21 protein-coding genes are annotated in these 23425 nt (G+C 72.2%); 8 read left to right on the top strand and 13 right to left on the bottom strand.

Translation table 11 applies throughout. The annotated features are described in order from the left end of the window. The first annotated feature begins 149 nt into the window (after window positions 1–149). Complete coding sequence (locus ACFWZ5_RS16700) at window positions 150–2441, top strand: MMPL family transporter (RefSeq protein ID WP_384797091.1); 2292 nt, start codon at window positions 150–152, stop codon at window positions 2439–2441. A 109-nt stretch (window positions 2442–2550) separates the two neighbouring features. On the opposite strand, the gene ACFWZ5_RS16705 is transcribed toward ACFWZ5_RS16700, so the two are convergent. The 3 genes from ACFWZ5_RS16705 to ACFWZ5_RS16715 form a co-directional block, all read right to left on the bottom strand. Further along, the gene (locus ACFWZ5_RS16705) at window positions 2551–4404 is read right to left on the bottom strand and encodes a glycosyl hydrolase family 18 protein (RefSeq protein ID WP_384797088.1); all 1854 of its coding nucleotides are present in this window, start codon (window positions 4402–4404) and stop codon (window positions 2551–2553) included. Between the two features lie 162 nt (window positions 4405–4566). Then, on the bottom strand, window positions 4567–5211 hold the full coding sequence (locus ACFWZ5_RS16710; protein ID WP_384797085.1) for a response regulator: 645 nt from the start codon (window positions 5209–5211) through the stop codon (window positions 4567–4569). After that, the gene (locus tag ACFWZ5_RS16715) at window positions 5208–6428 is read right to left on the bottom strand and encodes a sensor histidine kinase (protein ID WP_384797082.1); all 1221 of its coding nucleotides are present in this window, start codon (window positions 6426–6428) and stop codon (window positions 5208–5210) included. The genes ACFWZ5_RS16710 and ACFWZ5_RS16715 overlap by 4 nt, the downstream gene beginning before the upstream one ends. A gap of 180 nt (window positions 6429–6608) precedes the next feature. Between ACFWZ5_RS16715 and ACFWZ5_RS16720 the strand changes: the two genes are divergently transcribed. Next, window positions 6609–7187 carry a hypothetical protein gene (locus ACFWZ5_RS16720; protein WP_384797079.1) on the top strand — a complete coding sequence of 193 codons (579 nt, stop codon included), beginning with the start codon at window positions 6609–6611 and terminating at the stop codon, window positions 7185–7187. Between the two features lie 24 nt (window positions 7188–7211). Here the strand turns inward: ACFWZ5_RS16720 and ACFWZ5_RS16725 are convergent, their stop codons facing one another. The 3 genes from ACFWZ5_RS16725 to ACFWZ5_RS16735 form a co-directional block, all read right to left on the bottom strand. After that, window positions 7212–7784 carry a cob(I)yrinic acid a,c-diamide adenosyltransferase gene (locus ACFWZ5_RS16725; RefSeq protein ID WP_384797076.1) on the bottom strand — a complete coding sequence of 191 codons (573 nt, stop codon included), beginning with the start codon at window positions 7782–7784 and terminating at the stop codon, window positions 7212–7214. 29 nt (window positions 7785–7813) lie between these two features. Next, window positions 7814–8563, bottom strand: a complete 750-nt coding sequence (locus tag ACFWZ5_RS16730; RefSeq protein ID WP_384797073.1) for an ABC transporter permease — start codon at window positions 8561–8563, stop codon at window positions 7814–7816. Window positions 8564–8626: 63 nt separating this feature from the next. Further along, window positions 8627–9409, bottom strand: a complete 783-nt coding sequence (locus tag ACFWZ5_RS16735) for an ABC transporter ATP-binding protein (protein WP_384797069.1) — start codon at window positions 9407–9409, stop codon at window positions 8627–8629. A gap of 106 nt (window positions 9410–9515) precedes the next feature. On the opposite strand from ACFWZ5_RS16735, the gene ACFWZ5_RS16740 reads away from it, so the two are divergent. The 4 genes from ACFWZ5_RS16740 (at window position 9516) to ACFWZ5_RS16755 (ending at window position 14689) form a co-directional block, all read left to right on the top strand. After that, window positions 9516–10154, top strand: a complete 639-nt coding sequence (locus tag ACFWZ5_RS16740) for a TetR/AcrR family transcriptional regulator (RefSeq protein WP_384797066.1) — start codon at window positions 9516–9518, stop codon at window positions 10152–10154. Between the two features lie 173 nt (window positions 10155–10327). Continuing rightward, a complete protein-coding gene (locus tag ACFWZ5_RS16745; RefSeq protein WP_384797064.1) occupies window positions 10328–11176 on the top strand; it encodes a 3-hydroxyacyl-CoA dehydrogenase family protein in 849 nt (282 codons plus the stop codon). Window positions 11177–11347: 171 nt separating this feature from the next. Then, window positions 11348–11671 carry an STAS domain-containing protein gene (locus ACFWZ5_RS16750; protein ID WP_030361223.1) on the top strand — a complete coding sequence of 108 codons (324 nt, stop codon included), beginning with the start codon at window positions 11348–11350 and terminating at the stop codon, window positions 11669–11671. Between the two features lie 342 nt (window positions 11672–12013). Beyond that, window positions 12014–14689, top strand: a complete 2676-nt coding sequence (locus ACFWZ5_RS16755; RefSeq protein ID WP_384797062.1) for an ATP-binding protein — start codon at window positions 12014–12016, stop codon at window positions 14687–14689. A gap of 137 nt (window positions 14690–14826) precedes the next feature. Here ACFWZ5_RS16755 and nucS read toward each other — a convergent pair whose 3' ends face one another. Then, complete coding sequence (gene nucS / locus ACFWZ5_RS16760) at window positions 14827–15498, bottom strand: endonuclease NucS (protein ID WP_384805166.1); 672 nt, start codon at window positions 15496–15498, stop codon at window positions 14827–14829. 257 nt (window positions 15499–15755) lie between these two features. On the opposite strand from nucS, the gene ACFWZ5_RS16765 reads away from it, so the two are divergent. After that, window positions 15756–16148 carry an SCO5389 family protein gene (locus tag ACFWZ5_RS16765; RefSeq protein ID WP_384805168.1) on the top strand — a complete coding sequence of 131 codons (393 nt, stop codon included), beginning with the start codon at window positions 15756–15758 and terminating at the stop codon, window positions 16146–16148. A gap of 119 nt (window positions 16149–16267) precedes the next feature. On the opposite strand, the gene ACFWZ5_RS16770 is transcribed toward ACFWZ5_RS16765, so the two are convergent. Beyond that, complete coding sequence (locus ACFWZ5_RS16770) at window positions 16268–17344, bottom strand: LLM class flavin-dependent oxidoreductase (protein WP_384805170.1); 1077 nt, start codon at window positions 17342–17344, stop codon at window positions 16268–16270. Window positions 17345–17587: 243 nt separating this feature from the next. Between ACFWZ5_RS16770 and ACFWZ5_RS16775 the strand changes: the two genes are divergently transcribed. Then, entirely contained in the window at window positions 17588–17935 is a 348-nt protein-coding gene (locus tag ACFWZ5_RS16775; protein WP_384805172.1) for an ATP/GTP-binding protein, read from the top strand. A gap of 125 nt (window positions 17936–18060) precedes the next feature. Here ACFWZ5_RS16775 and ACFWZ5_RS16780 read toward each other — a convergent pair whose 3' ends face one another. From ACFWZ5_RS16780 to ACFWZ5_RS16800, 5 genes are all read right to left on the bottom strand, one after another. Beyond that, window positions 18061–18903 (bottom strand): ABC transporter permease, encoded by an 843-nt coding sequence (locus tag ACFWZ5_RS16780; RefSeq protein ID WP_384805180.1) that lies wholly within the window; start codon window positions 18901–18903, stop codon window positions 18061–18063. A 305-nt stretch (window positions 18904–19208) separates the two neighbouring features. Further along, window positions 19209–20390 carry an ABC transporter ATP-binding protein gene (locus ACFWZ5_RS16785; RefSeq protein WP_384805174.1) on the bottom strand — a complete coding sequence of 394 codons (1182 nt, stop codon included), beginning with the start codon at window positions 20388–20390 and terminating at the stop codon, window positions 19209–19211. Between the two features lie 113 nt (window positions 20391–20503). After that, window positions 20504–21274 carry an ABC transporter permease gene (locus ACFWZ5_RS16790; protein WP_384805176.1) on the bottom strand — a complete coding sequence of 257 codons (771 nt, stop codon included), beginning with the start codon at window positions 21272–21274 and terminating at the stop codon, window positions 20504–20506. Window positions 21275–21280: 6 nt separating this feature from the next. After that, entirely contained in the window at window positions 21281–22288 is a 1008-nt protein-coding gene (locus ACFWZ5_RS16795; protein ID WP_384805178.1) for an ABC transporter ATP-binding protein, read from the bottom strand. A 106-nt stretch (window positions 22289–22394) separates the two neighbouring features. Next, the gene (locus ACFWZ5_RS16800; RefSeq protein ID WP_384890798.1) at window positions 22395–23330 is read right to left on the bottom strand and encodes a cellulose-binding protein; all 936 of its coding nucleotides are present in this window, start codon (window positions 23328–23330) and stop codon (window positions 22395–22397) included. Window positions 23331–23425 lie beyond the last annotated feature (95 nt).

Consider the following 23425-nt stretch of genomic DNA (forward strand, 5'->3'; position numbering starts at 1 on the left):
GGGTGGGAGCTGGGTCCTGGTCGGGTGGTGCGGCACGGCTCTGGTCCCGGCGCCGGTTCGTCGTGCGGGGCGACGTGCCGGCGGTGGTCCCGGTGATCTTCTGGAGGGGCCCGGTGGGACCGGGCTCGACCCCACCCGCCGGAGGAACCGTGATCAGACGCTTGACCGCCTGTGCCACCCGCAACGCCTGGAAGGTCATCCTGCTGTGGCTGGTGGCGGGGCTCGCCCTGACCATGCTCGGCCAGGCCAGGATGCAGAGCGTCACCGAGCCCGACGTCGGCAGCTTCCTGCCGAAGTCGTACGACTCGGCGGCCGCGCTGGGGATCGCCGAGGACGAGTTCGGGGCGAAGCCCGACGACAACGCCGTCACGATGCTCGTCGCCCGCGAGGACGGCCACAAGCTCCGCGAGGGCGACCGGCAGCGCATCGACAAGCTCGCGGCGGACCTCGGCAAGCTGCGCCTGAAGACGCCCAACCCGGACGACATGCCCAAGTTCCTGCTGACCGACCACGACCAGACCCCGGTCGTGAAGCCGCTCAGCGACGCGCCGGACCGGTCGTTCCGCCTCGTCTCCGTCTCGCTGGAGGGCAACAAGAACGACCCGGCGCTCCAGGAGCTCTACCGGGAGGTCCGCGACCACGCGGAGAAGGAGTTCGGCCGGGACGGGCTGCGCACCGGGTTCACCGGCGGGATAGCGGACCTGTCCGACTCGACGGAGGCCCAGGAGGACACCGAGAAGCTGGTCGGGATGCTCACCGCCGGGCTGATCGTGCTCCTGAACGTGCTCGCCTTCCGCAGCGTCCTCGCCGCGTTCCTGCCGCTCCTCGCGGTCACGATCATCGGTGGCGCCGCGACCGGCGCCGTGGTCGGCACGGCCCTGCTGTGCGACTTCAGGATCGACGCCTCGACGCCGTCCCTGATCACCGTGGTCCTGCTCGGCATCGGCATCGACTACTTCCTGTTTCTGCTGTTCCGCTTCCGCGAGCTGCTGCGCGAGGACCCCGACGGGCGGCCCCGGGACGTGGCGGCGCGCTGCGCGGGCCGGGTCGGCGCGGCCATCGCCTCCGCCGCGCTCACCATCGTGGCGGCCTTCGCCACGCTCGGCATCGCGAGCTTCGGCCAGTTCAAGGTGCTCGGCCCGGCCATCGCCGTGTGTGTCCTGGTGATGCTCCTGGCCAGCCTCACGCTGATGCCCGCGCTGCTCGCCGTGTCCGGGCGCCGGATGTTCTGGCCGTCGCGGGCGCTGCGCAAGGAGCCGCGCGCGGGTATGAGCGCGCGGCTCGGGGAGCGGGTGTCGCGCCGCCCCTTCCTCTTCGTGGCCGCCTCCGTGGGCCTGCTCTGCGCGCTGAGCGCCGGCGTCCTCGGCATGAAGATGGACTACGGCCAGGACGCGGGCCCGGACGACACGCCCGCGGCGGTGACCGCGCGGGAGATCTCCCGCGCCCTGCCCGGCGGCGTGGACAGCCCGCACACCGTGTACGTCGCGGCCGAGGGCAAGGGTGCCAAGGACGTCCGGATCGACCGGGCCGGGCTCAAGGGCCTGACCAAGGAGCTGAAGGCGGTCAAGGGCGTCGGCCGGGTCGCGGAGCCCGTACTGAACAAGCGGCACACGGCCGCCAAGGTCGACTTCTACCTGAGCGTCGACGTGCAGTCGCAGCGCGCCCGCGACCTGGTCTCCGACGAGGTCCGGCCCGTCGTCGCGCGGCAGGCGCCGCCCGGCACCGAGGCGCATGTGTCCGGTCAGGCCGCGATCTTCTCGGACGTGTCCGAAGCGGTGTCGAAGGACCTGCGCGTGGTCTTCCCCGTGGCGGCCGCCCTGATCGCCGTGATCCTGATCGTCCTGCTGCGCAGCCTGCTGGCGCCGCTGGTCCTCATGGCCGCCATCGGGCTCGGCTTCACGGCGACGCTCGGGTCCGGGGTGCTGATCTTCCAGCACGTGCTCGACCGGCCGGGGGTGTCCTTCACGCTGCCCCTGGTGCTCTTCCTGTTCGTCGTCGCGCTCGGCACCGACTACAACATCCTGATCAGCGACCGCATCCGGGAGGAGATGGGGCGTCCTGGCCCGGCCCGGCAGGCGGTGGCCGCCGCAGTGCGCCACACGGCACCGGCCATCGTGACCGCCGGAGTCGTCCTCGCCGGGTCCTTCGCGAGCCTGGCCGTCAACCCGTCCCCGGCGACCCAGGAGATCGGCGTCGTCACCGCGCTCGGCATCGGCCTGTCCTCGCTGGTCCTGTCGATCGTGCTGGTGCCCGCGGTGATGGCGCTGCTCCGCGGGGCCACCTGGTGGCCCGCGCGGTCGGGCCGGGGGACGTCCGGGAGGTCCGGCGGCGGGCACCGCAGGGCCCCGGGTCACGAGGTGTACGGCGATCAGGACGGGTACGGCGACCAAGGCGCGTACGGCGGCCGGGGCACCTACGCGTCGGCCGACCGGGGCCGGTGACGAAGAAGCCGGGGAGACAGGGGGCGTTCCTGTCTCCCCGGCTTCGTCCAGGGAAGGCCGTTGAGGCCACAGGGGCCGGTCGGGCCGATGAGGCCGACCGGCCGCGGTGCTACTTCAGGCCCTCGTGGATGGCGTTCACCAGCTCACCGTTCGCGGTGTCGCCGCTGAACTCCCAGAAGAAGGCGCCGCCGAGCCCCTGCTCCTTGGCCCAGGCCATCTTGGCGCGGATGGTCGCCGGGGTGTCGTACGCCCACCAGTTGCTGCCGCAGTGGGCGTAGCCCGTGCCGCCGACGGTGCCGTTGGACGGGCAGGAGTTCTTCAGGACCTTGTAGTCCTCGAAGCCCTGCTCGTACGTGCCCGCGGCGGGTCCGGTCGCGGTGCCGCCCGGCTCCTTCTGGGTCACGCCCGTCCAGCCGCGGCCGTAGAAGCCGATGCCGAGCAGGAGCTTCTTCGACGGCACGCCCTTGGCCTTCAGCTTGGCGATCGCCGCCGCCGAGTTGAAGCCGTCGCGGGGGATGCCCGGGTAGTCGGTGAGCGGCGAGTGCGGGGCCGTGGGGCCCTTCGCGTCCCAGGCGCCGAAGAAGTCGTAGGTCATCACGTTGTACCAGTCGGCGTAGCTCGCGGCGCCGCCGTAGTCGGCGGAGTCGATCTTTCCGCCGGGGGAGGCGTCGGCGGTGATGGCGGCGGTGACCAGGTTGTTCGCGCCGAACTTGGCGCGGAACGCCTGCATCATCGTCTTCATCACGGCCGGGCCCGAGGTGTCACAGCTGAGGCCGCACGCGTTCGGGTACTCCCAGTCCAGGTCGATGCCGTCGAAGACGTCGGCCCAGCGCGGGTCCTCGACCAGCTTGTAGCAGGAGTCCGCGAACGCCGCCGGGTTCTTCATGGCCTCGGTGAAGCCGCCGGACCAGGTCCAGCCGCCGAACGACCAGAGGACCTTGATGTGCGGGTACTTGGCCTTCAGCTTGCGCAGCTGGTTGAAGTTGCCGCGCAGCGGCTGGTCCCAGGTGTCGGCCACGCCGTCCACGGACTGATCGGCGGTGTAGGACTTCTCGTAGTCCGCGAAGGAGTCGCCGATGGTGCACTTGCCGCCCTGGACGTTGCCGAAGGCGTAGTTGATGTGCGTGATCTTCTCGGCGGAGCCGGAGCTCACGATGTTCTTCACGTGGTAGTTGCGCTGGTAGATGCCCCAGTTGGTGAAGTAGCCCATCTTCACCTTGTCGCCGGGGTCGGGGTTGCCGCCGCCGGTGGTGCGCACCTTCACGGAGCCGCTGGCGGGGCCCGTCTGGTCCGCGGTGTCGCGGGCCTGGACGCTGTACGAGTAGTCGGTGCCGGCCGTGAGCCCGGAGTCCGCGTACGCGGTACCGGTCACCGTCGCGACCTTGGCGCCGTCGCGCAGGACGTCGTAGTTCTTGACGCCCTTGTCGTCGGTGGCGGGCTTCCAGTCCAGCTTCACCGAGGTGTTGGTGATGTCGGACGCGGTCGGGGTGCCGGGGGCGGAGGGCGGGTTGTCGCCGGGCTGGCCGCCGCCGTCGCAGCTCTCGCCGTTGAGCTTGCAGCCCGAGGGGTTGCCCTCGCCGGTGCCGTTGAACCCGAAGGAGACGGAGGCGCCGGGGGCGAGCGACCCGTTCCAGCCGACGTTCTTGGCGGTCCAGTGGTCACCGGAGTTGGTGACGGTGGCGTCCCAGGCGGAGGCGACGCGGGTGCCGGAGGGGAAGTCCCACTCGACGGTCCAGCCGTTGATCGAGGCGGTGCCGGTGTTCTTGATCGTCCACTTGCCCTCGAAACCGGTGCCCCAGTCCTGGGTCTTCTCGTACGTGGCGGTGGCGTTCGCGGCGGCCTTGGAGGGTGCGTCCGGTGCGGCCTCGGCGGGTCCCGAGAGCGCGACGAGGGTGGCGAGCGGCAGCAGCAGGGTGGTGAGCCCCGCGGTCAGCCGGTGTCTGGACGGGAGTTTGACGCGCAAGGTGTGCTCCTGGGTGAGTTCCTGGCTGTTCCTGAGTGGGGGTGTGGAACGGGTGGAACCCTGCGACGCCCGTGGACACTCTGTGCACGTCCTGTGCCCACCGCAGTGCGGCGAGAATAGAAAGGTCTGGACCAGCGGTCAAGAGTATGAACCTGGGGCTCGCTAGACCCCCAGCTCCTGGGCAAGTACCGCCGCCTGAACGCGGCTTCGGAGCTCCAGCTTGGCAAGGAGCCGGCTCACATGGGTCTTCACGGTCGCCTCGGCCATGCTCAACCGCCGCGCGATCTCCGCGTTGGAGAGACCCTCGCCGATGCAGGACAGGACCTCGCGCTCGCGCCGGGTGAGGGCGTCGAGGACCGCCGGGTCCGCCGTGCCCCGCGCGCCCGGCGACGGGGCCGCGAACTCGGCGATCAGACGGCGGGTGACGGCGGGCGCGATCAGGCCCTCGCCGCGCGCGACCGTACGCACCGCGTCGAGGAGCGCCTTCGCCTCCGTGTTCTTGAGCAGGAAGCCGGACGCGCCCGCCCGCAGCGCCCCGAAGACGTACTCGTCGAGGTCGAACGTCGTCAGGACGAGCACGTCCGCTAGGCGTTCCGCCACGACCTGGCGGGTCGCCGACACGCCGTCGAGGCGCGGCATCTGTACGTCCATGAGGACCAGGTCGGGCCGCAGCTCGCGGGCGAGCGCCACCGCCTGCTCGCCGTCCGCGGCCTCGCCGACGACCTCGATGTCGGGCGCGCTGCGCAGGATCAGGACGAGCCCCGCCCGCACGGCGGACTGGTCCTCGGCGACGAGCACGCGGATCATTCGGTGGCTCCTTTGTCTGCGGGGTCGATGGGCAGCCGGGCGTGCACGCGCCAGACCTTGCTCCCGGGGCCGTCGGGCGCGTCCGGGTGCGCGGCGGGGCCCGCCTCGAACGTGCCGCCGAGCAGCGCGGCCCGCTCCCGCATCCCGACGAGCCCGGCCCCGGAGCCGGGCGCGCGCGGGCCGAGGGTGTCGCCGTAGGGGCTGGTGACGCGCACGTGCAGGGCGCCCGGCTCCTGGGCCAGGGCGACGGTGACGAGGCCGGGCGGCGCGTGCTTGAGCGCGTTCGTCAGGGACTCCTGCACGATGCGGTACGCGGCCAGCTCCACCGGCGCCGGGAGCGGGTCGTCCGCCGGGGTGCGGCCGTCGTCGAGGGCGACGTCGAGGCCGTTGGTGCGGGCGTTGCCGACGAGCGCGCCGAGGCCGTCGAGGGTGGGGGCGGCCGTCGGCTCCGTGTGCCGGGAGTCGCCGCTCGAGTCGCGCAGTATCCCGATGAGGCGCCGCATCTCGGCGAGCCCCTCGACGCTGTTCTCGCGGATGACGGTCAGCGCGTCGTTCGTGGTCTTCGGGTCGTCGAGGGAGAGCGCCGCGGTGGAGTGGATGGCGATCGCCGAGAGGTGGTTGGCGACCATGTCGTGCAGTTCGCGGGCCATCCGGGCGCGCTCGGCGGTGACGGCCTGGACGCGGTCCATCTCGGCGAGCAGGGCGGTCTGCTCGGCGCGCAGACGGGCCGCGTCGGCGGCCTCGCGGTGGTTGCGTACGAGGACGCCGGTGGTCGCGGGCGCGAACGACACCAGGGCGGTCAGGGCCCCGATGAGGATCGCCTCCGGCTCGCGGAACCAGGCCAGGAAGCCGACGGTGACCGCCACCGTGATCAGGCCCGTGGTGACCGGGATGCGCCGCGCCGCCGCCGGCGTGCCGTACACCACCGCCGCGTACACGATGTCGGTGAACATCACGACCGTCGCCAGGTTCCCCTGCGTGAACTGGTCGGCGGTGAGCGTGAGGGTGCCGGCGGTCAGGGCGAACTGCGGAGCGGTCCGGCGAAGGAGTTCGAGGCCCGCCATGACGACCAGCGGCAGCAGCGACCAGGGCTCGCCGAGGAGCCGGTCCTGCTGCATGTGCAGGCCGAGCGCCCACAGCGCGACCCCGCTGAGGAGGCTGGCCACGGCGATGCGCACGTCGACGACGTCGGGGCGGCTCAGCGGCGGCAGGGGCATGGGTCCATCCAACACGGCGTACGCCGCCCCGGCCTCCCTATGCCGGGTGAAGCCCGGAGCGCCCCGAGTACATCGAAGGATGCAGCCGCACTTCGTCACTGGTGACGACGATGTGCACGGGCCCGGGGGCGAGCCTGGAGAGGTGACCACGAAGACCAGGGCGACCGGGAGGACCGAGCCGTGATCGTCACCTTGATCATCATCTGTGAAGTCGGCTTCTGGGTGCTGCTCGCGGCGGGCCTCGCCACGCGCTATCTGCTGAAGATGCCGCGCCTCGGCGTCGCGCTCCTGCTGTGCGAACCGCTGCTCGAAGTCGTGCTGCTCGTCGTCACCGCGCTCGACCTCAAGAACGGCGCGGACCCGAGCTGGAAGCACGGTCTCGCCGCGCTCTACATCGGCTACACCGTCGGCCACGGCCACCGCACCGTGAAGTGGCTCGACGGCCTGGCGGCCCATCGCTTCCACGGCACGCCGGTGCCGCGCCCGCCGCGCTACGGCCGGCCGCGGGCCCTGCACGAGGCCAAGGTCTGGCTCGGCTCCCTCGTGGCCGCGGCCGTCGCCACGGGCCTGCTCCTGCTCGCCATGTGGTACGTCGACGACCCGAGCCGGACCGGCTCCCTGGAGTCCTGGATGTACACCTCCTGGCGGGTGGCGGGCATCCACGGTCTGATCGCGCTGAGCTACGCGCTCTTCCCGAAGCGGACCCCGGCCCCGGCCCCGGAGGACCGGGACGCCGACCGCCCCCTCACCAAGCTCTGACGGGGCCGCCGGTACGGGCCGCCGCTAGCGCTCCCCGCCCGGCACCCACAGCACGTCTCCGACCTCCTTGTTGGCCGTACGGGCCAGGATGAACAGGAGGTCGGAGAGGCGGTTGAGGTACGTCGCCGTGAGCGGGTTCATGGTCGTGCCGTGGACGTCGAGCGCGGCCCACGTGGAGCGCTCCGCCCGCCGCACCACCGTGCACGCCTGGTGCAGCAGCGCCGCGCCCGGCGTACCGCCCGGCAGGATGAAGCTGCGCAGCTTCTCCAGGCGCTCGTTGAACCGGTCGCAGTCCGCCTCCAGCTTGTCGACGTAGAACTGCTCGACCCGCAGCGGCGGGTACTCGGGGTTCTCCACGACGGGCGTGGACAGGTCCGCGCCCACGTCGAAGAGGTCGTTCTGGACCCGGGTGAGGACCTGTACGACCTCCTGGTCGAGGCCGCCGATGGCGATGGCCGTGCCGATGGCGGCGTTGGCCTCGTTGGCGTCGGCGTACGCGGCGATCCGCAGGTCGGTCTTGGCGGTCCTGCTCATGTCGCCGAGTGCGGTGGTGCCCTGGTCGCCGGTCCGGGTGTAGATGCGCGTCAGATTGACCATGCGGCCAGCGTAATCACGGCGCCGCCGGGCTAGGCCCCGGCCGTGCGGTACACCCGTGTGCCGACCGTCACGGCGAGCGCCGCGAAGCCCACGGCGACCAGCGTGCCGTACAGCATTCCGGAGGTCGCGTACTCGCCGACGTACGCGTCGCGGATCGCGTCCACGAGATAGCGGAACGGCATGAAGTGCGAGAGCACGTCGAGCCAGCCGGGGGCGAGCGCCATCGGCAGCATCAGTCCGGACAGGAGCATGGACGGCATGGCGAGCGCGTTGACCGTCGGGCCGAACTCCTGCGGGGTCGGGACCTTCAGTGCGAGCGCGTACGACAGGGAGGCGAGCGCGAAGGTGAGCAGCGCGACGAACGCGAAGCCGATCAGGATCCCGGCGAGCGGCGCGCGCAGGCCCATCACCAGGGCGGCGAGCACGAGGAGCACGGCCTGGAAGACGAAGAGCGCCGCGTCGCGCAGGAGCCGCCCGAGGAGCAGCGCGAGCCGGCTGACCGGCGTCACGCGCAGCCGCTCCACCACCCCCCAGTTCTTCTCGAGGATGAGGGCGAACCCGCTGAACGACGCGCCGAACAGGCCGAGTTGGAGCAGTAGCCCGGGGACGAGGACCTGCCAGGAGTCGCCGCGCCGGCCCAGCGGCAGGTCCGTGAGCAGCGGCCCGAAGAAGAGCAGATACAGCAGCGGCATCAGGGCGCCGAACAGGATCTGGAACTTGGAGCGCAGCGTCTGGCGGGCGTAGCGCCTGAACAGCAGCGCGGTGTCGTGGAACAGCATGGCGGTGTCCGGGTCTCCTGGTGGGGTCAGACGTCTCTGACGGGGTCAGACGGCTTGACGGGGTCAGACGGCTACGGGGGTGTGGTCGACGGGGGCGGGGCCGCGACCGGTGATGGCGAGGAAGGCGTCCTGGAGCGTGGCGTCGGGGGACCCGGCGTACTGCTCCTTGAGCGCGGCCGGAGTGCCGTCGGCGACGACCACGCCCCGGTCGACGACGACGATCCGGTCCGCGAGCGCGTCGGCCTCGTCGAGGTAGTGCGTGGTCAGGAAGACGGTCGTGCCGTGCTCGTCGCGCAGCTGCCGCACCAGCTCCCACAGGTCGGCCCGGCTGCCGGGGTCGAGTCCCGTCGTCGGCTCGTCGAGGAAGAGCAGCGAGGGGCGGTGGGTGAGCCCGAGCGCGAGGTCGAGGCGGCGGCGCTGGCCGCCGGAGAGCGCGGGGGTCCTGCGGTCGAGCAGGCCGGTGAGGCCGAGGTCGTCCGCGAGCTCCGCGGCGCGGGCGGTGGCCTCGTCCTTCGGCAGGCCGTAGAGCCGCCCCTGGAGGACGAGCTCGTCGCGCACGGTCTCCTGCGGGTCGACGCCGCCGGACTGGGCGACGTACCCGATCTTCCTGCGGACGCCCGCGGGGTCCCGGAGCAGGTCGTGGCCCGCGACCGTGGCCGTGCCGCCGGTGGGCGGCAGGAGCGTGGTGAGCATCCGCAGGGTGGTGGTCTTGCCCGCGCCGTTCGGCCCGAGGAAGCCGAGGATCTCGCCGGGCTCGACGGTCAGGTCGATGCCGCGGACTGCCTCCACCGGGCCGCTCTTGGTGTCGAAGGTCCGGGCGAGCCCGGCCGTACTGATGATTGCCATGGCGACCACAAAAACAGAGTCGATGAAATTTTGCAATGCCACCAAGTTTTCTGTGGTGCTAAGTTTTATGAGGCACCAAGTTTTGGGCGACCCCTAGGATGGGGACATGGCTGAGGGACTCAGGGAGCGCAAGAAGCGGCAGACCAAGCAGCGGATCTCGGACATCGCGACCGGGCTCTTCCTGGAGCACGGCTTCGTCACCGTGACCGTCGCCGACGTCGCGGAGAAGGCGGACGTCTCCGTCAACACCGTCTACAACTACTTCCCGGCCAAGGAGGACCTGTTCCTCGACCGGGGCGTGGAGATGGTCGACCGGCTCTCGCGCTGGGTACGGGGGCGGCGCACCGGCGAGTCGGCGGCCGCCGCGGTCCTGCGCGAGCTGCGCGCGCTCGTCGAGGGCGTGTCGCCCACCGTCGGGCTCTTCGCGGGCTACGCCGACTTCATGAAGGTCATCACCGACTCGCCCGCCCTGCGCTCCCGCCTCTGGGCCTTCCAGCAGGAGAGCCTCGCCGACCTGGAGGCCACGCTGCGCGAGGAGGCGGGCCCGGACGCCGAGGGGCGCCTGCCCGAGCTCGTCGCCGGTCAGCTCCACTGGCTGCACGCCACGGTCCACGGCTGGATCGGCGCCGAGATGGTCGAGCGCCGCCCCGCCGCCGAGGTCTCCCGCGAGGCCCTCGACCTCATCGACGAGATCGAGGAACTCCTGAGCGAACGGGTCCTCAACTACGCGGTGCGCACCGCCTGATGACCCGCCGGCGGCCGCCCCCGGCCCGCCTGGATGTGATGTCCGTCAAATGACACGTGGCGTGCGTCTCTTCACCGCCCCATAGCAGCTCAACGGCGCTAGTGTCCGCTGCAGAGCGAAACGTAAACAGCGTGTAAGAGCTCAGTCATTCGCCAGGCAAGGGGAGTCGCAACGTGGCACGGAAGCTCGCCGTCATCGGAGCCGGTCTCATGGGGTCCGGAATCGCCCAGGTCTCTGCCCAGGCGGGCTGGGACGTGGTCCTGCGCGACGTCACCGACGAGGCGCTGACCCGGGGCACCGACGGCATCAAGGCCTCGTACGAGAAGTTCGTGAGCAAGGGCAAGCTCGACGCCGCGGACGCCGAGGCCGCCCTGGGCCGCATCACCACGACCACCGACCTGGACGCGGCCGCCGACGCCGACGTCGTCGTCGAGGCCGTCTTCGAGAAGCTCGAGGTCAAGCACGAGATCTTCCGGGCGCTCGACAAGCTCGTCCGCGACGACGCCGTGCTCGCCTCCAACACCTCCGCCATCCCGATCACCAAGATCGCGGCCGTGACGGAGCGCCCGGAGCGGGTCGTCGGCGCGCACTTCTTCTCGCCGGTGCCGATGATGCAGCTCTGCGAGCTCGTGCGCGGCCACAAGACCAGCGACGAAACCCTCGCCACCACCCGGGAGTTCGCCGAGTCCGTCGGCAAGACCTGCATCGTCGTCAACCGCGACGTCGCGGGCTTCGTGACCACCCGCCTGATCTCGGCGCTCGTCGTCGAGGCGGCCAAGCTGTACGAGTCGGGCGTCGCGACCGCCGAGGACATCGACATCGCCTGCAAGCTCGGCTTCGGCCACGCCATGGGCCCGCTCGCGACCGCCGACCTCACGGGCGTCGACATCCTGCTGCACGCCACCGACAACATCTACACGGAGTCGCAGGACGAGAAGTTCGCGGCGCCCGAGCTGATGCGCCGGATGGTGGACGCCGGTGACATCGGCCGCAAGAGCGGGCAGGGCTTCTACAAGCACTGAGCTGCTACGGGTCCGCGCGGATCACCCCTCGGGGTGATTTCGGTATCGGTTCGCTTACAGACGGCAACTTCCGTACCCGTGGCGTGGTCAGTTGCGTTGACATACGCAGATGCCTCACGGCACAGACGTCAACGGCAAACACGGCAAGCACAGCACTCTCGGGGAGCGCATATGCACATCAGGGGCGACCAGGCCCAGCTGGTCGTCGGGGGACGCCTCGACGTACGCAGCGCGGCGGACGCCCGCACGGTCCTGCACTCGGCCGTCGACGACGGCGCCGGCGACCTGGTGCTCGACCTGTCCGAACTCGACTCGTGGGACGCCACGGGACTCGGCGTCATCATGGGCGCGCACCGGCGCGCCGGGCGCTGCGGACGCCGGCTCGTCCTGCGCGGCGTGCCCCCGCAGATGCAGCGCCTCCTCGTGGCCACGCGACTGCACCGCATCCTCGCCATCGAGGGCGGCATCGGGGTCGAGTCGCTGCCGCGCGTGTGACGCGTCGCTCCTCGCGCGTGAGCGTCGCATCCCGCGTGCGAGCGGTCGCTTCCCGCGTGTGACGCGCGGGCGGGCGGGGGCTCCCGTACGAGCCGTGACTCCTGTTCAGGGGCGGTGCGCGGACAAGCGGTGCGGGACGGCATCTGGCGCGCAATTCTCACGAGACTGTGACGTCTCGGGCCGGGCGGTACCCCGGCTTCCGCATGGATACTGAGGACGGTTTAGGGTTCGGTCGCCTGCCGATTGAGAACCCGCACGGGGGGCACCGGACCAGAAGCGACAGCGCGGTGTGCCCAAGGCCGGATGGGGGCTACGCACACGACGCATCTGGGGGGCTTGGACATGGACCCGACGAACCGCGGACCGGAAGAGTACGGCGACGGCCCCGAAGCCGTCGGCCCCGCCGACCGCGACAAGCGCGACGCCACGCCGCGGGACACCCCGCCGCAGGACGCGGCGCCGCCGGAGCACACGCCGGAGCATGCCCCGGAGCGAGCGCCGACCCACGAGCGGGACCACGAGGCGGTGCCCGACAACTCCGGCCTGCCCAGCCGCGGCGGAGCCGGCTCGACCGCCCTGGGCGAGCCCGCGTCCACGCCCGCGCCCGTCCGCACCGTCCAGCTGGTGTCCGGCGACTTCCTGCTCACCGTCAACCCCGTCGACGGCAGCGAGATAGAACCCTGCCCGCCCGGCGAGCAGCCGGACCACCCCCGCAAGTACACCCAGGCCGAGCGCGCCGAGCGCCGCCGCGCCGCCCTGCCGCCCGTGCCCCCGGGCCCCGCGCTGCCCCGCACGCCGCTGCTCGAACGCCAGGAGGAGCGCGAGCGGCTCGTGCGGCTGCTCGCGCGCGGCCGCTCCGTGCGCCTCACGGGCCCCGCGGGCTCCGGCCGCACCTCGCTGCTCGACGCCGTCGCCGAGGACTGCGCGGACCTCGCCCCCGACGGCGTGGTCCGCCTCTCCGGCTACCACCGCACGGCCCACGACCTCCTGCACGACCTGTTCACCGCCGTGTACGACGCGCCGCTGCACCGCCCCGACCGCGCCCATCTGCGCGACCTCGTCGGCGACGTCGGCGCCGTCGTCATCCTCGACGACCTCGAGTTCGGCGGCTCCGCCCTGGAAGAGCTCCTCGACGCGACGCCCGAGTGCGCCTTCCTGGTCGCCGCGACCCCCGACGTCGCCGCGCCCTCGCCCGAGTCCCACCTGGAGGAGGTCTTCCTCGGCGGGCTCGGCCGCAGCGGCGGCCTCGAACTCCTGGAGCGCTCCGTCGGCCGGATCCTCACCGACGACGAGGCCGACTGGGCGGGCGACCTCTGGTTCGAGTCCGAGGGCCTGCCGCTGCGCTTCGTCCAGGCCGGGGCCCTGCTCCGCCAGTGCGACCAGCTGCGCGCCGACCCCGCGTCCTTCGACGCCTTCGGCGGCTACGACGGGCCGGACGCGGCGCCCTACGGCGCCCCCGACCCGGGCGACGTGCCGTTGCCCTCGCTCGCGGACGGCGCCGCGCCCGCCGCGCTGCTCGCGTCCCGCCTGAGCGAGTCCGCGCGCGCCGCGCTGCGGTTCGCCGTCGCGCTCGGCGGCGAGCTGCCGCACCCCGCCCACCTGCCCGCCCTCGTCGGCGACACCCACGCCGACGCGGCCCTCGCGGAGCTCGTCGACTGCGCCCTCGTCACCCCCGTCGGCGGCCACTACCGCCTCGCGGCCGGGGTCGCGACCCAGCTGGAGGCCGCCGGGTACGCGGACGACGCCACCGCGGGCGCGCAGGCCGCGGCCCAGCACTACGCCTGGTGGTCCGGGCACCCGTCGGTCGGCCCCGAGCGGGTCGCCGCCGAGGCCGACGCGATCCTCGCGGCGCTCACCGCCCTCGTGGCCACCGGGAGCGACACGCCGGGCGGCGGGGAGCCGTCCGCCGCGGTGCTGCTCGCCCGGACGGTCGCGCCCGCCTTCGCGGGCGGGCTCCACTGGGGCGCCTGGGAGCGGGCGCTGCGGTCGGGGCAGGAGGCGGCGCGCACCGCGGGCGAGGTCGGCGAGGAGGCGTACTTCCACCACGAGCTCGGCATCCTCGCGCTGTGCGGCGGCCGGCTCGACCGGGCCCGCGCCGAACTCGAGGCCTCCATCGGCCTGCGCGGCGCGCTCGCCGACAAGCGCGGCATGATCGCGGGCCGCAGGGCGCTCGCCCTGGTCGCCGACCGCTCGGGCGGCGTGCTGCACGGCGGCCGCACGGCGGCGGGGGAGGAGGTCCCCGACGCCCGGTACGAGGAGTCGGCGTCGCCGCCCGGCGGGGTGCCCGCCGCGCTCACCCAGCCGACGCCGCCGACGCCGCCGACGCCGTCCAAGGAGCCGGACACCGTGGTGACGCCGCGGATCGTCCCTGCGGCGTCGGGGTCCGCCCCGGCCCGCCGCTCCATCCTGCGCGGCACGCGCCGCAACCTCGTCGCGGCCGGCGCGGGTGCCCTGCTCGTCGCCGTACTCGGCACGGTGGTGACGCTCGGCGCGACCTCAGACAACGACGACGGACCGCCCGACAAGGTCCGCACGGACCAGTCGGCGAGCGCCGACGACGACGGCAGCGGCGGTATCGGCGCCGACAAGCCCGGCGACAGCGGGGCGCAGCCCCCCGCCGACCCCGGCAAGGACGGCGTGATCGGCACGTCCGACGACCCGGAGCCGCCCGCGAGCGGCAAGCCCTCGGACGGCGACGGCGGCAAGGGCCACGGCACGAAGGACCCCTCGGACAAGCCCAGCGGCAAGCCGTCGGACAAGCCGAGCGACCACCCGACGAGCCGGCCGCCCACGACCAGGCCCCCGACGACGCGCCCGCCGACGACCAGGCCCCCGACGACCAGGCCGCCCACCACGCGCCCGCCGACGACCCAGCCGCCGACGACCGCGCCGCCGACCACCCCGTCGTCGCCGAACACGTCGAACTCGGCCAGCGGCCCGCCCCCGTCGAGCCCGGTGACGACCACCTCGGCGTCGTCCTCGGCGCCGGACGCCCCGCCGAGCTCGCCGGTGGTCTGAGGGCCGCGCACGTCGCGCACGAAAGCGCGTACGCAGGCGCGTACGAAAGTACGTACGGGAACGCGTAGGAAAGCGCCTACGGCAGAAGGGGCCGGGTCCACCAGGACCCGGCCCCCGCGTGTGCTCGGGCGGCTGCGCTAGAAGAGCCGCAGCTTGTCGTCCTCGATGCCGCGCAGCGCGTCGTAGTCGAGGACGGTGCAGCTGATGCCGCGGTCGGTGGCCAGGACGCGTGCCTGCGGCTTGATCTCCTGGGCGGCGAAGACGCCCTTGACCGGCGCCAGGTGCGGGTCGCGGTTCAACAGCTCCAGGTAGCGCGTGAGTTGCTCGACGCCGTCGATCTCGCCGCGGCGCTTGATCTCGACGGCGACGGTGCCGCCGTCGGCGTCGCGGCACAGGATGTCGACGGGGCCGATGGCCGTCATGTACTCGCGGCGGATGAGCGAATAGCCGTCGCCGAGTGTCTCGATCCGGTCGGCGAGCAGCTCCTGAAGGTGTGCTTCCACGCCGTCCTTGATGAGGCCCGGGTCCACGCCCAGTTCGTGCGTGGAGTCGTGGAGGACCTCCTCCATGGTGATGATGAGCTTCTCGCCCGCCTTGTTGATGACGGTCCACACTCCGGCGTCGTCGCCTGTGCCCTCCTTGAGGGTGCACGGCGGGGACATCCAGTTGAGGGGCTTGTAGGCCCGGTCGTCAGCGTGAATGGAGACGCTGCCGTCCGCCTTGACCAGGATCAGGCGGGGGGCCGACGGGAGATGGGCGGTGAGCCGGCCCGCGTAGTCCACGGAGCAGCGGGCGATGACGAGACGCATGGTCGGCAACGCTACTCGACCTGAGGTGGTCCAGCGAATTCCGTGCCCCGGGGGAGTCTCCGGAGGCGCCCTGGGCCGCACCACTTGTCCGGCGATGGACCCGTTCGAACCTGGCCAGTTATGCGCCCAATCTCCTGGTGCGGCACCGAGGCGTTGCCTACCGTATAAGCAGGAGGTCGTCGCACGTGCACGCTGCGTATGCGAGCTCCTTCCCTGTCCGTAAACCCCTGCTCCCTGGGGGTGCGAGAGGAGAACCCATGTCGCTCGACGTCTCACCGGCGCTGTTGGAACAGGCCGAGCGAGGCGAGGTCGACGAAGCTGCCTTCGTCGACTGCGTCCGGACCTCCCTGCCTTACGCGTGGGAGATGATCAGCTCCCTGGTGGCCCAGCTGAAGGTCGACGGCGGCGAGTTCGCCGACAACCGGACGCCGCCGCCGGATGAGCAGGCGCGCGGCCAACTGCTGCGCGCGCTCGCGAGTGACGCGATTCGGGGTGCCTTGCAGCGCCACTTCGGGGTCCGTCTGGCGTTCCAGAACTGCCACCGTGTGGCGGTGTTCCCCATGGACGCCTCGGCGGACGACAGACTGGCCAAATTCACGTCTGTACGTGGCCAGTTGCTGAACCAGTCACCCGAATTGCGCGACTGCTGAGGCCCGTTGCTGCCGCCCCGTACAGCGGGAGGTGTTCAGTACCGGGGCGGCAGTCCCTCGGGTGCGAGGTGCGGGTCAACTCCCTCTGGACAGGGATTGTTTGAGTACGAGCAGGACTCCTAAGCGAGCTGCGGCAGGACCTCCGCGCCCAGGCGGCGTACGTTCTCCTCCGTCGTCGTCAGGTCGCCGGAGCCCTCGACGAGCAGGGCGAAGCGGGTGATGCCCGTGCGCTCCGACGTGGCCGCGATGCGGTCCGCGCACAGCTGTGGCGTGCCCACGGGGTGAAGGCGGCACAGCAGTTCCGTGTACGCCAGCGGGTCGCGCATGGCGCGGACCCGGCCGTCGACCGTGACGTGCGCCTCCAGGCCCTGCCGCAGCCAGCCGGGCATGGCCTTCTTCAGCGTCTCGGCGGCCTCGGTGCGGCGGTCGGCGATCTGCGCGACCCCGGCCGAGACGTGTGCGGCGCGCGCCACCTCGTCGGGCGTGCGCCCGGCCGCGCGCGCGTGCCGGGCCCACAACGCCACCATTTCGGCCTTCTCCTCGTCGCCGACGTGCATGCCGAGCAGCATCGGCAGGCCGCGGGCGGCGGCGAGGCGGATGCTCGACGGCGACGTGCACGCCACGATCACCTCCGGGCCGTGGGGCGGGGCGGACGGGCCCTGCGGGGCGGGCGACTCCCGGGGGCCCTGCGTGGGGAGTGCCTCCTGCGGGCGCGGCACGACCGCGACGTCCCGGAAGGCGAAGCGGCCGCCCGGACCCGCGACGCGCGGCTCGCCGCTGAGCCAGCGAAGGAGCAGGTCGAGGGCGTCCGGGAACCCCTTCTCGTACGCCTCGATGCCGCTTCCGAAGACTTCGAGGTCCACCCAGGGGCCGCCGCGTCCGACCCCGAGCGAGAAGCGGCCACCGGATGTGAGGTGGAGCAGTGCGGCCTGCTCGCCGAGCGCCACCGGGTGGGCGGTGGGCAGCACGCTCACGGCCGTGCCGACGCGGATGCGCCGGGTGCGGCCGAGGAGCAGTGCTGCGAGCGTGGTCGCGGACGGACATGTGCCGTACGGCACGAAGTGGTGTTCGGCGAGCCAGACGGAGTCCAGGCCCGCCTCCTCGGCCACCTCGGCGGACCGCACCGCGCGGTGCAGCGCCTCCCCATGGCCCTGGCCCGGGAACTGGGCGGCCAGCACAAAGCTTCCTAAGCGCATCGAACTTCCTGCCTCCTTGGCGCCGACGCAGGCATTCCCCTACCGGCAACAACGCATGACACGTGCCAAAGGCACGGCTTCGCGGGCAGATTGGCGGATTTTCTGCGCGGAGCCGGGGGGTTCTGTGGGGGTTGGTGAAGGACGTCTACCCCTCTGTACGGTGCGTAGGCTGGACATGCCCCGTCCCGTGTCCACCAGGCCCGCGTCCATCCGGTACGTGCCGTGTCCCTCGTGAGGTGTTCTGTGTCGCCGCGTCGTAACCGCCCCAAGGGCGCCGGAGGATCCTGGTCGGACGCCGGTCCCGACTCTTCGGGTGCGGAGCCGTCCGGCCGCTACGGCGGCTTCCAGCGCACCGAGCACTGGCAGGGCGAGGAGTGGAGCGTGCGGCACGTCGCGGGCGCGAGCGCGGCCGGCAAGACCTACCGCTGCCCCGGCTGCGACCAGGAGATCCCCTCCGGGCTCGCCCACGTCGTCGCCTGGTCCGAGTACTCGGGCGTGGACGAGCGGCGGCACTGGCACTCGGGGTGCTGGAAGGCGAAGGACCGGCGCGGCACGCGGGAGCGCCGTTCGCGCAACGCGCCCAAGCACTGAGGCGGCCGCCCGCCCGCGCCTGCCCCACCGAACGCCACAGCGCCCCGGCCGGGAAGGGCCGGGGCGCTGTGCGGTGTCCGTACGAGGCCGCCCGTCAGGGGGCGTAGGACGTCGTACGCGCGGGGTCAGACGTCCCGCTTCTCCAGGAGCGCGAACGCGCCCGCGAGCGCGGCCGCCGTGACGACGACGAGCAGCGCGAGCTGGCCGTTGCCGCTGCCGGGGTTGCCGCTGTCGACGCTGAAGATCTCGGCGAGGGAGCTGATGGCGTTGTACTTCTCCATCTTCTCGCCGAGCGTTTGGGTGCTCTCCCAGATGCTCAGGAACCCGGGCAGGATCGACGGGATGAGGACCACGCCGAGCATCGCGGTGATCGCGCCCGCGGAGTGGCGCAGCATGGAGCCGACGGCGAGCGCGAGGACGCCGAGGAGCGAGACGTACAGGCCGCCCTTGAAGACCGTGCCCGTCCACGGGATGTCGCCCGCCTCCGGGCCGCTGTGCGCGCCCGACGCGAGCAGGCCCACCAGGAGGATGGAGCCCGCGGACGCGACGTAGGCGACCACGAAGAAGATGATGGCCTTCGCGGCCAGGACGCGGTGGCGCTGCGGCGAGGCGGTGAAGGTGGTGCGGATCATGCCGGTGCCGTACTCGGACGAGGTCACGAGGACGCCGAGCGTGATCAGGCAGATCTGGCCGAGCAGCAGGCCGAAGAAGGCCGGGATGGTGAACGGCACCTCGGCGTAGTCCTGCGCATCGGTGTTCGCGATGGCGAGCACGCCGACGCCGAGGACCAGGGCGAGGAAGATGCCCAGCGTCCACATGGTCGAGCGGACCGACTTGATCTTCGTCCACTCCGAGGAGAGGGCGTTCCCGATGTGGGTCTTGGCGATCGGGATCGGGGACGTGTACGCGGCGCTCATCGCCTGCTGCCAGGCGGACGGCGGCGCGGGCGCGGCCGGCGCGGGGGCCATCGGGGCGGCGCCGGGCAGGGGGGCGCCGTGCAGGGCCGGGGCGCCGTGCGCGGCCGGGAGGCCCTGCGGGGGCGCGTCCTGGGGCTGCGGGGCGGTGGCTGTGGCCGTGGCGGTGGCGGCCTGGGCGGGGGCCTGCTGGGGCTGGGGGGCCGGGGGCTGCGGGGCCTGCGCGGTCTGCGGGGCGGCGGCCGGTGCGGCCGGGGGTGCCTGGGCCGGGGCCGGGGCCGCGTCCTGGGGCGCCGGGGCCTGCGGTGCCGGGGCCTGCTGGGGCTGTGCCTGCGGCTGCTGCGGAGTCGGAGGCGTGGTCATCGGGATTCCTCGCTGTCGCGCTTGGTCATCTCGGGGGCGGCGGCCGGGGTCTGCGGGGCCGCGGCGGCGTACGGGTTCGGCTGCTCGCCCGCGGGCGCGTGCGGCGCGGCGGGCGCGCCCTGCGGCATCGCGAAGGGCTGGCCGCCCTGCTGGGGCGGCGGCGGGGCGTACCAGCCGTGCTGGCCCTGGCCGGGCACCGGCATCGGCGGCTGCGGCATCGCGCCGGGCGGCAGCTGCTGCTGCAGGCCCGCGCGCTGGTCGACCGTCGAGCGGTAGTCGACGGCGCCCTGCGTCATGCGCATGTACGCCTCTTCCAGCGAGGCCTGGTGCGGCGAGAGCTCCCACAGGCGGACGTCCGCGCCGTGGGCGAGGTCGCTGATGCGGGGCAGCGGCAGGCCGGTGACGCGCAGCGCGCCGTCCGGCTCGGGCAGGACCTGGCCGCCGGACTCGATGAGCGCGGCGGTCAGCTTCTCGCGCTGCTGCGGGTCGGTGTCCGGGGTGCGCACCCGGGCGAAGTCGGCGGAGTTGTGCGAGATGAAGTCCGTGACGCTCATGTCCGCGAGCAGCTGGCCGCGGCCGATGACGATCAGGTGCTCGGCGGTCAGCGCCATCTCGCTCATCAGGTGCGAGGAGACGAAGACCGTGCGGCCCTCGGCCGCGAGGGACTTCATCAGGTTGCGCACCCAGAGGATGCCCTCGGGGTCGAGGCCGTTGACCGGCTCGTCGAAGAGCAGCACCTGCGGGTCGCCGAGGAGCGCGGCCGCGATGCCGAGGCGCTGGCCCATGCCGAGCGAGAAGCCCTTGGAGCGCTTCTTCGCGACGTCCTGCAGGCCGACGACGCCGAGGACCTCGTCCACGCGGCGGGCCGGGATGCCGGAGAGCTGCGCGAGGCACAGCAGGTGGTTGCGGGCGTGCCGCCCGCCGTGCACGGCCTTCGCGTCGAGCAGGGCGCCGACCTGGCGCGGAGCGTTCGGCAGCTTGCGGTACGGGTAGCCGCCGATCGTCACCTGCCCCTGCGTCGGCGCGTCGAGCCCGAGGATCATGCGCATCGTCGTCGACTTGCCCGACCCGTTGGGGCCGAGGAAGCCGGTCACGGTGCCGGGCCGCACCTGGAAGGAAAGGTTGTACACGGCTGTCTTGGCGCCGTAGCGCTTCGTCAGGCCGACTGCCTCGATCATTCTCCGCACCCATCGAATGGTTCAGGACGTCGGGGCACACGCCCCCGTAAGGGTTAGGAGGATAACCACGAGCTGACGGTTCCGGCCAAGAGAGAGTAAAAAGGGTGGGCCGGTCACGCGTCTCGTTTCTTGAGGAGCAGGTAGCCGCCCAGGAGCGCCGCCGCCGTCCACGCCACCATGATGCCGAGGCCGCCCCACGGGCCGTACGGGGTGTCGTCGTCGAACGGGGTCTTCACCTGCATGATCTTGCTGCCGGCCTGGTCGGGGAGGAAGCGGCCGACCTTCTTCGTCGCCGAGACGTTGCCGAGGATGCTGGAGATCAGGAAGAAGAACGGCATCAGGATGCCGAGGGAGAGCATCGGGCTGCGCAGCATCGCCGCGACGCCCATGGAGAACATCGCGATGAGCGTCATGTAGAGCCCGCCGCCGATCACCGCGCGCAGCACGCCGGGGTCGCCGATCTGGGCCTTGTGCTCGCCGAGCATCGCCTGCCCGGCGAAGAACGCGACGAAGCTCGTGGCGAGGCCGACGGCGAACGCCAGCAGCGTGGCGACCGCGACCTTGCTGAACAGGAAGGTGGCGCGCTGCGGGACCGCGGCGAGCGACGTGCGGATCATGCCGGTGCTGTACTCGTTCGAGACGACGAGCACACCGAAGACGATCATCGCGAGCTGGCCGAGGGACATCCCGGCGAAGCTGATGAACGTCGGATCGAAGGTGATCTTGTCCTCGCGGCTGAGCTTGTCGAAGTCGTTCTTCGACAGGGCGCTGATGAGCATGCCGAGGGCGATCGTGACGACGACGGCGAGGCCCAGGGTCCAGACCGTGGAGGCGACCGAGCGGATCTTGGTCCACTCGGAGCGAAGCACCTGTGTCGCGGCCATGGGGCGTCACTCTCCCTTCCGGCGCGGCTGCCAGCCCTCGCCCCAGCCGGGGCCGCCGGGGCCGCCGGGCCGTGGGGGCGTGCCGTCGGCCGCGGGCGCCCCCTGGTGGTCGGCGTGCGCGTGGTACTCCACCGACTCGGCGGTGAGCTGCATGAAGGCTTCCTCCAACGACGCCTGCTGCGGGCTGAGTTCATGCAGGACGAGCTGGTGCTGGGCGGCGAGCTCGCCGAGCTGCTCCGAGCCCGCGCCGTCCACTTCGAGGGTGCCGTTGCCCGCCTCGACGACGGTGATGCCGGCCTCGTGCAGGACGTCGAGGAGCCGCTCCCGCTGCGGCGAGCGGAGGCGTACGTACGACCGGGAGTTCTGCCGGATGAACTCCGACATGGACGTGTCGGCGAGCAGGCGGCCCTGGCCGATGACGACGAGGTGGTCGGCGGTGAGTGCCATCTCGCTCATCAGGTGCGAGGAGACGAAGACCGTGCGGCCCTGGGCGGCGAGGGACTTCATCAGGTTCCGGATCCAGTGGATGCCCTCGGGGTCGAGCCCGTTGACGGGCTCGTCGAACATCAGGATCTCGGGGTCGCCGAGCAGCGCGCCCGCGATGCCGAGCCGCTGGCCCATGCCGAGCGAGAAGCCCTTGGCCTTCTTCTTGGCCACGGCCGTGAGGCCCACGGTGTCCAGGACCTCGTGGACCCGGGAGCGCGGGATGCCGTTGGACTGCGCGAGGCACAGGAGGTGGTTGAACGCGCTGCGGCCGCCGTGCATGGCCTTGGCGTCCAGGAGCGCGCCGATGTACGTCAGCGGGTCCCTGAGCTGGGCGTAGTGCTTGCCGTCGATGCGCACGTCGCCCGCGGTCGGGTTGTCGAGACCGAGCATCATCCGCATCGTCGTGGACTTGCCCGCGCCGTTCGGCCCGAGGAAGCCCGTGACCATGCCGGGGCGCACGGTGAACGTGAGGTTGTTGACGGCCAGCTTCTCGCCGTACCGCTTGGTCAGCCCCTCGAGCTCGATCATGTCGGCACCTCGATCATGCCGCCACGCTAAAACGGGACAAAGCCCCCTGCCACTTGGCGTGGCAGGGGGCTCCGTCTCGTTCACCCCGAGAAGTCGGCTCCGCGTACTAGCGGCTCTGCTGTGCCGGGACCCCCCGCGAGATCGGCTCGTCCTCCGTGGGCGTGCCCGCGGCGGCGACGGCCGCGCCGGTGAGCGTCGCGAGCATCTCGCGGACGTTCGTCAGCTGGGCGTTGATCGAGTCGCGGCGGTTGGTGAGGGCAGCGAGCTCGCGCTCCGATTCGCTGCGGATGCGGTCCGCCTTGGCGTTCGCGTCCGCGACGATGTCCTCGGCCTGGCGCTGCGCCGTCTCCACGGTCTGGCGGGCGCGGCGCTCGGCGTCCGTGCGCAGCTTCTCCGCCTCCAGGCGCAGCTGCTCCGCGCGGTGCTCGATCTCCGCGAGGCGCTTCTCCGCCTTGGCCTGGCGCGACGCCAGGTCGCGCTCGGACTGCTCGCGCCGCTTGGCGAGGTTGGTCTCGAAGTCCGCGGCGGCCTGGGCGGCCTTGGCGCGGGTCTCCTCGAAGAGGGCGTCCGCCTCCTCGCGCTTGGACTGCGCGTCCTTCTGCGCCTCGGCGCGCAGCGCGTTCGCCTCGCCCTTGGCCTTCTCGACGATCCGGACGCCTTCGTCCTCGGCCTTCGCCTTGCGCTCGGCCGCGAACGACTCGGCGTCGTTGCGCACCTGCTGGGCGGCCGACTCGGCGAGCTCGCGGTGCTGCTCCGCCGCGCGCCTGGCCTCCTCGCGCAGGTCCTTCGCCTCCTCCTCGGCGAGGCGGAGGATCTTCTCGACGCGGGCACCGAGACCGGCGTACGACGGCTCGGCGTCGGCGACCTGGGCCTGGGCGTTCTGCGTCTCGAGGTGGAGCTCCTCGATGCGCTTTTCCAGAGCAGTGATTCGAGTGAGAGCGGAGTCACGGTCGGAGACGAGCTTGGAGATACGTTCGTCCACCTGAGCGCGGTCGTACCCACGCCGCACAAGCTCGAAGCCGTAGGGGGAAGTGTCGCTCATGGGGTTCCTGTCGAATGAGACCGGGTGAGGTGATAGAGGGAATCCTAGGGGGCGTTGCGGCGTGTCATCGAGCGTATGCCCGTTTGATCTGGAGA

This window comes from Streptomyces sp. NPDC059003 (genome assembly GCF_042740445.1).
In the GTDB taxonomy this organism is placed as follows: Bacteria; Actinomycetota; Actinomycetes; order Streptomycetales; family Streptomycetaceae; genus Streptomyces.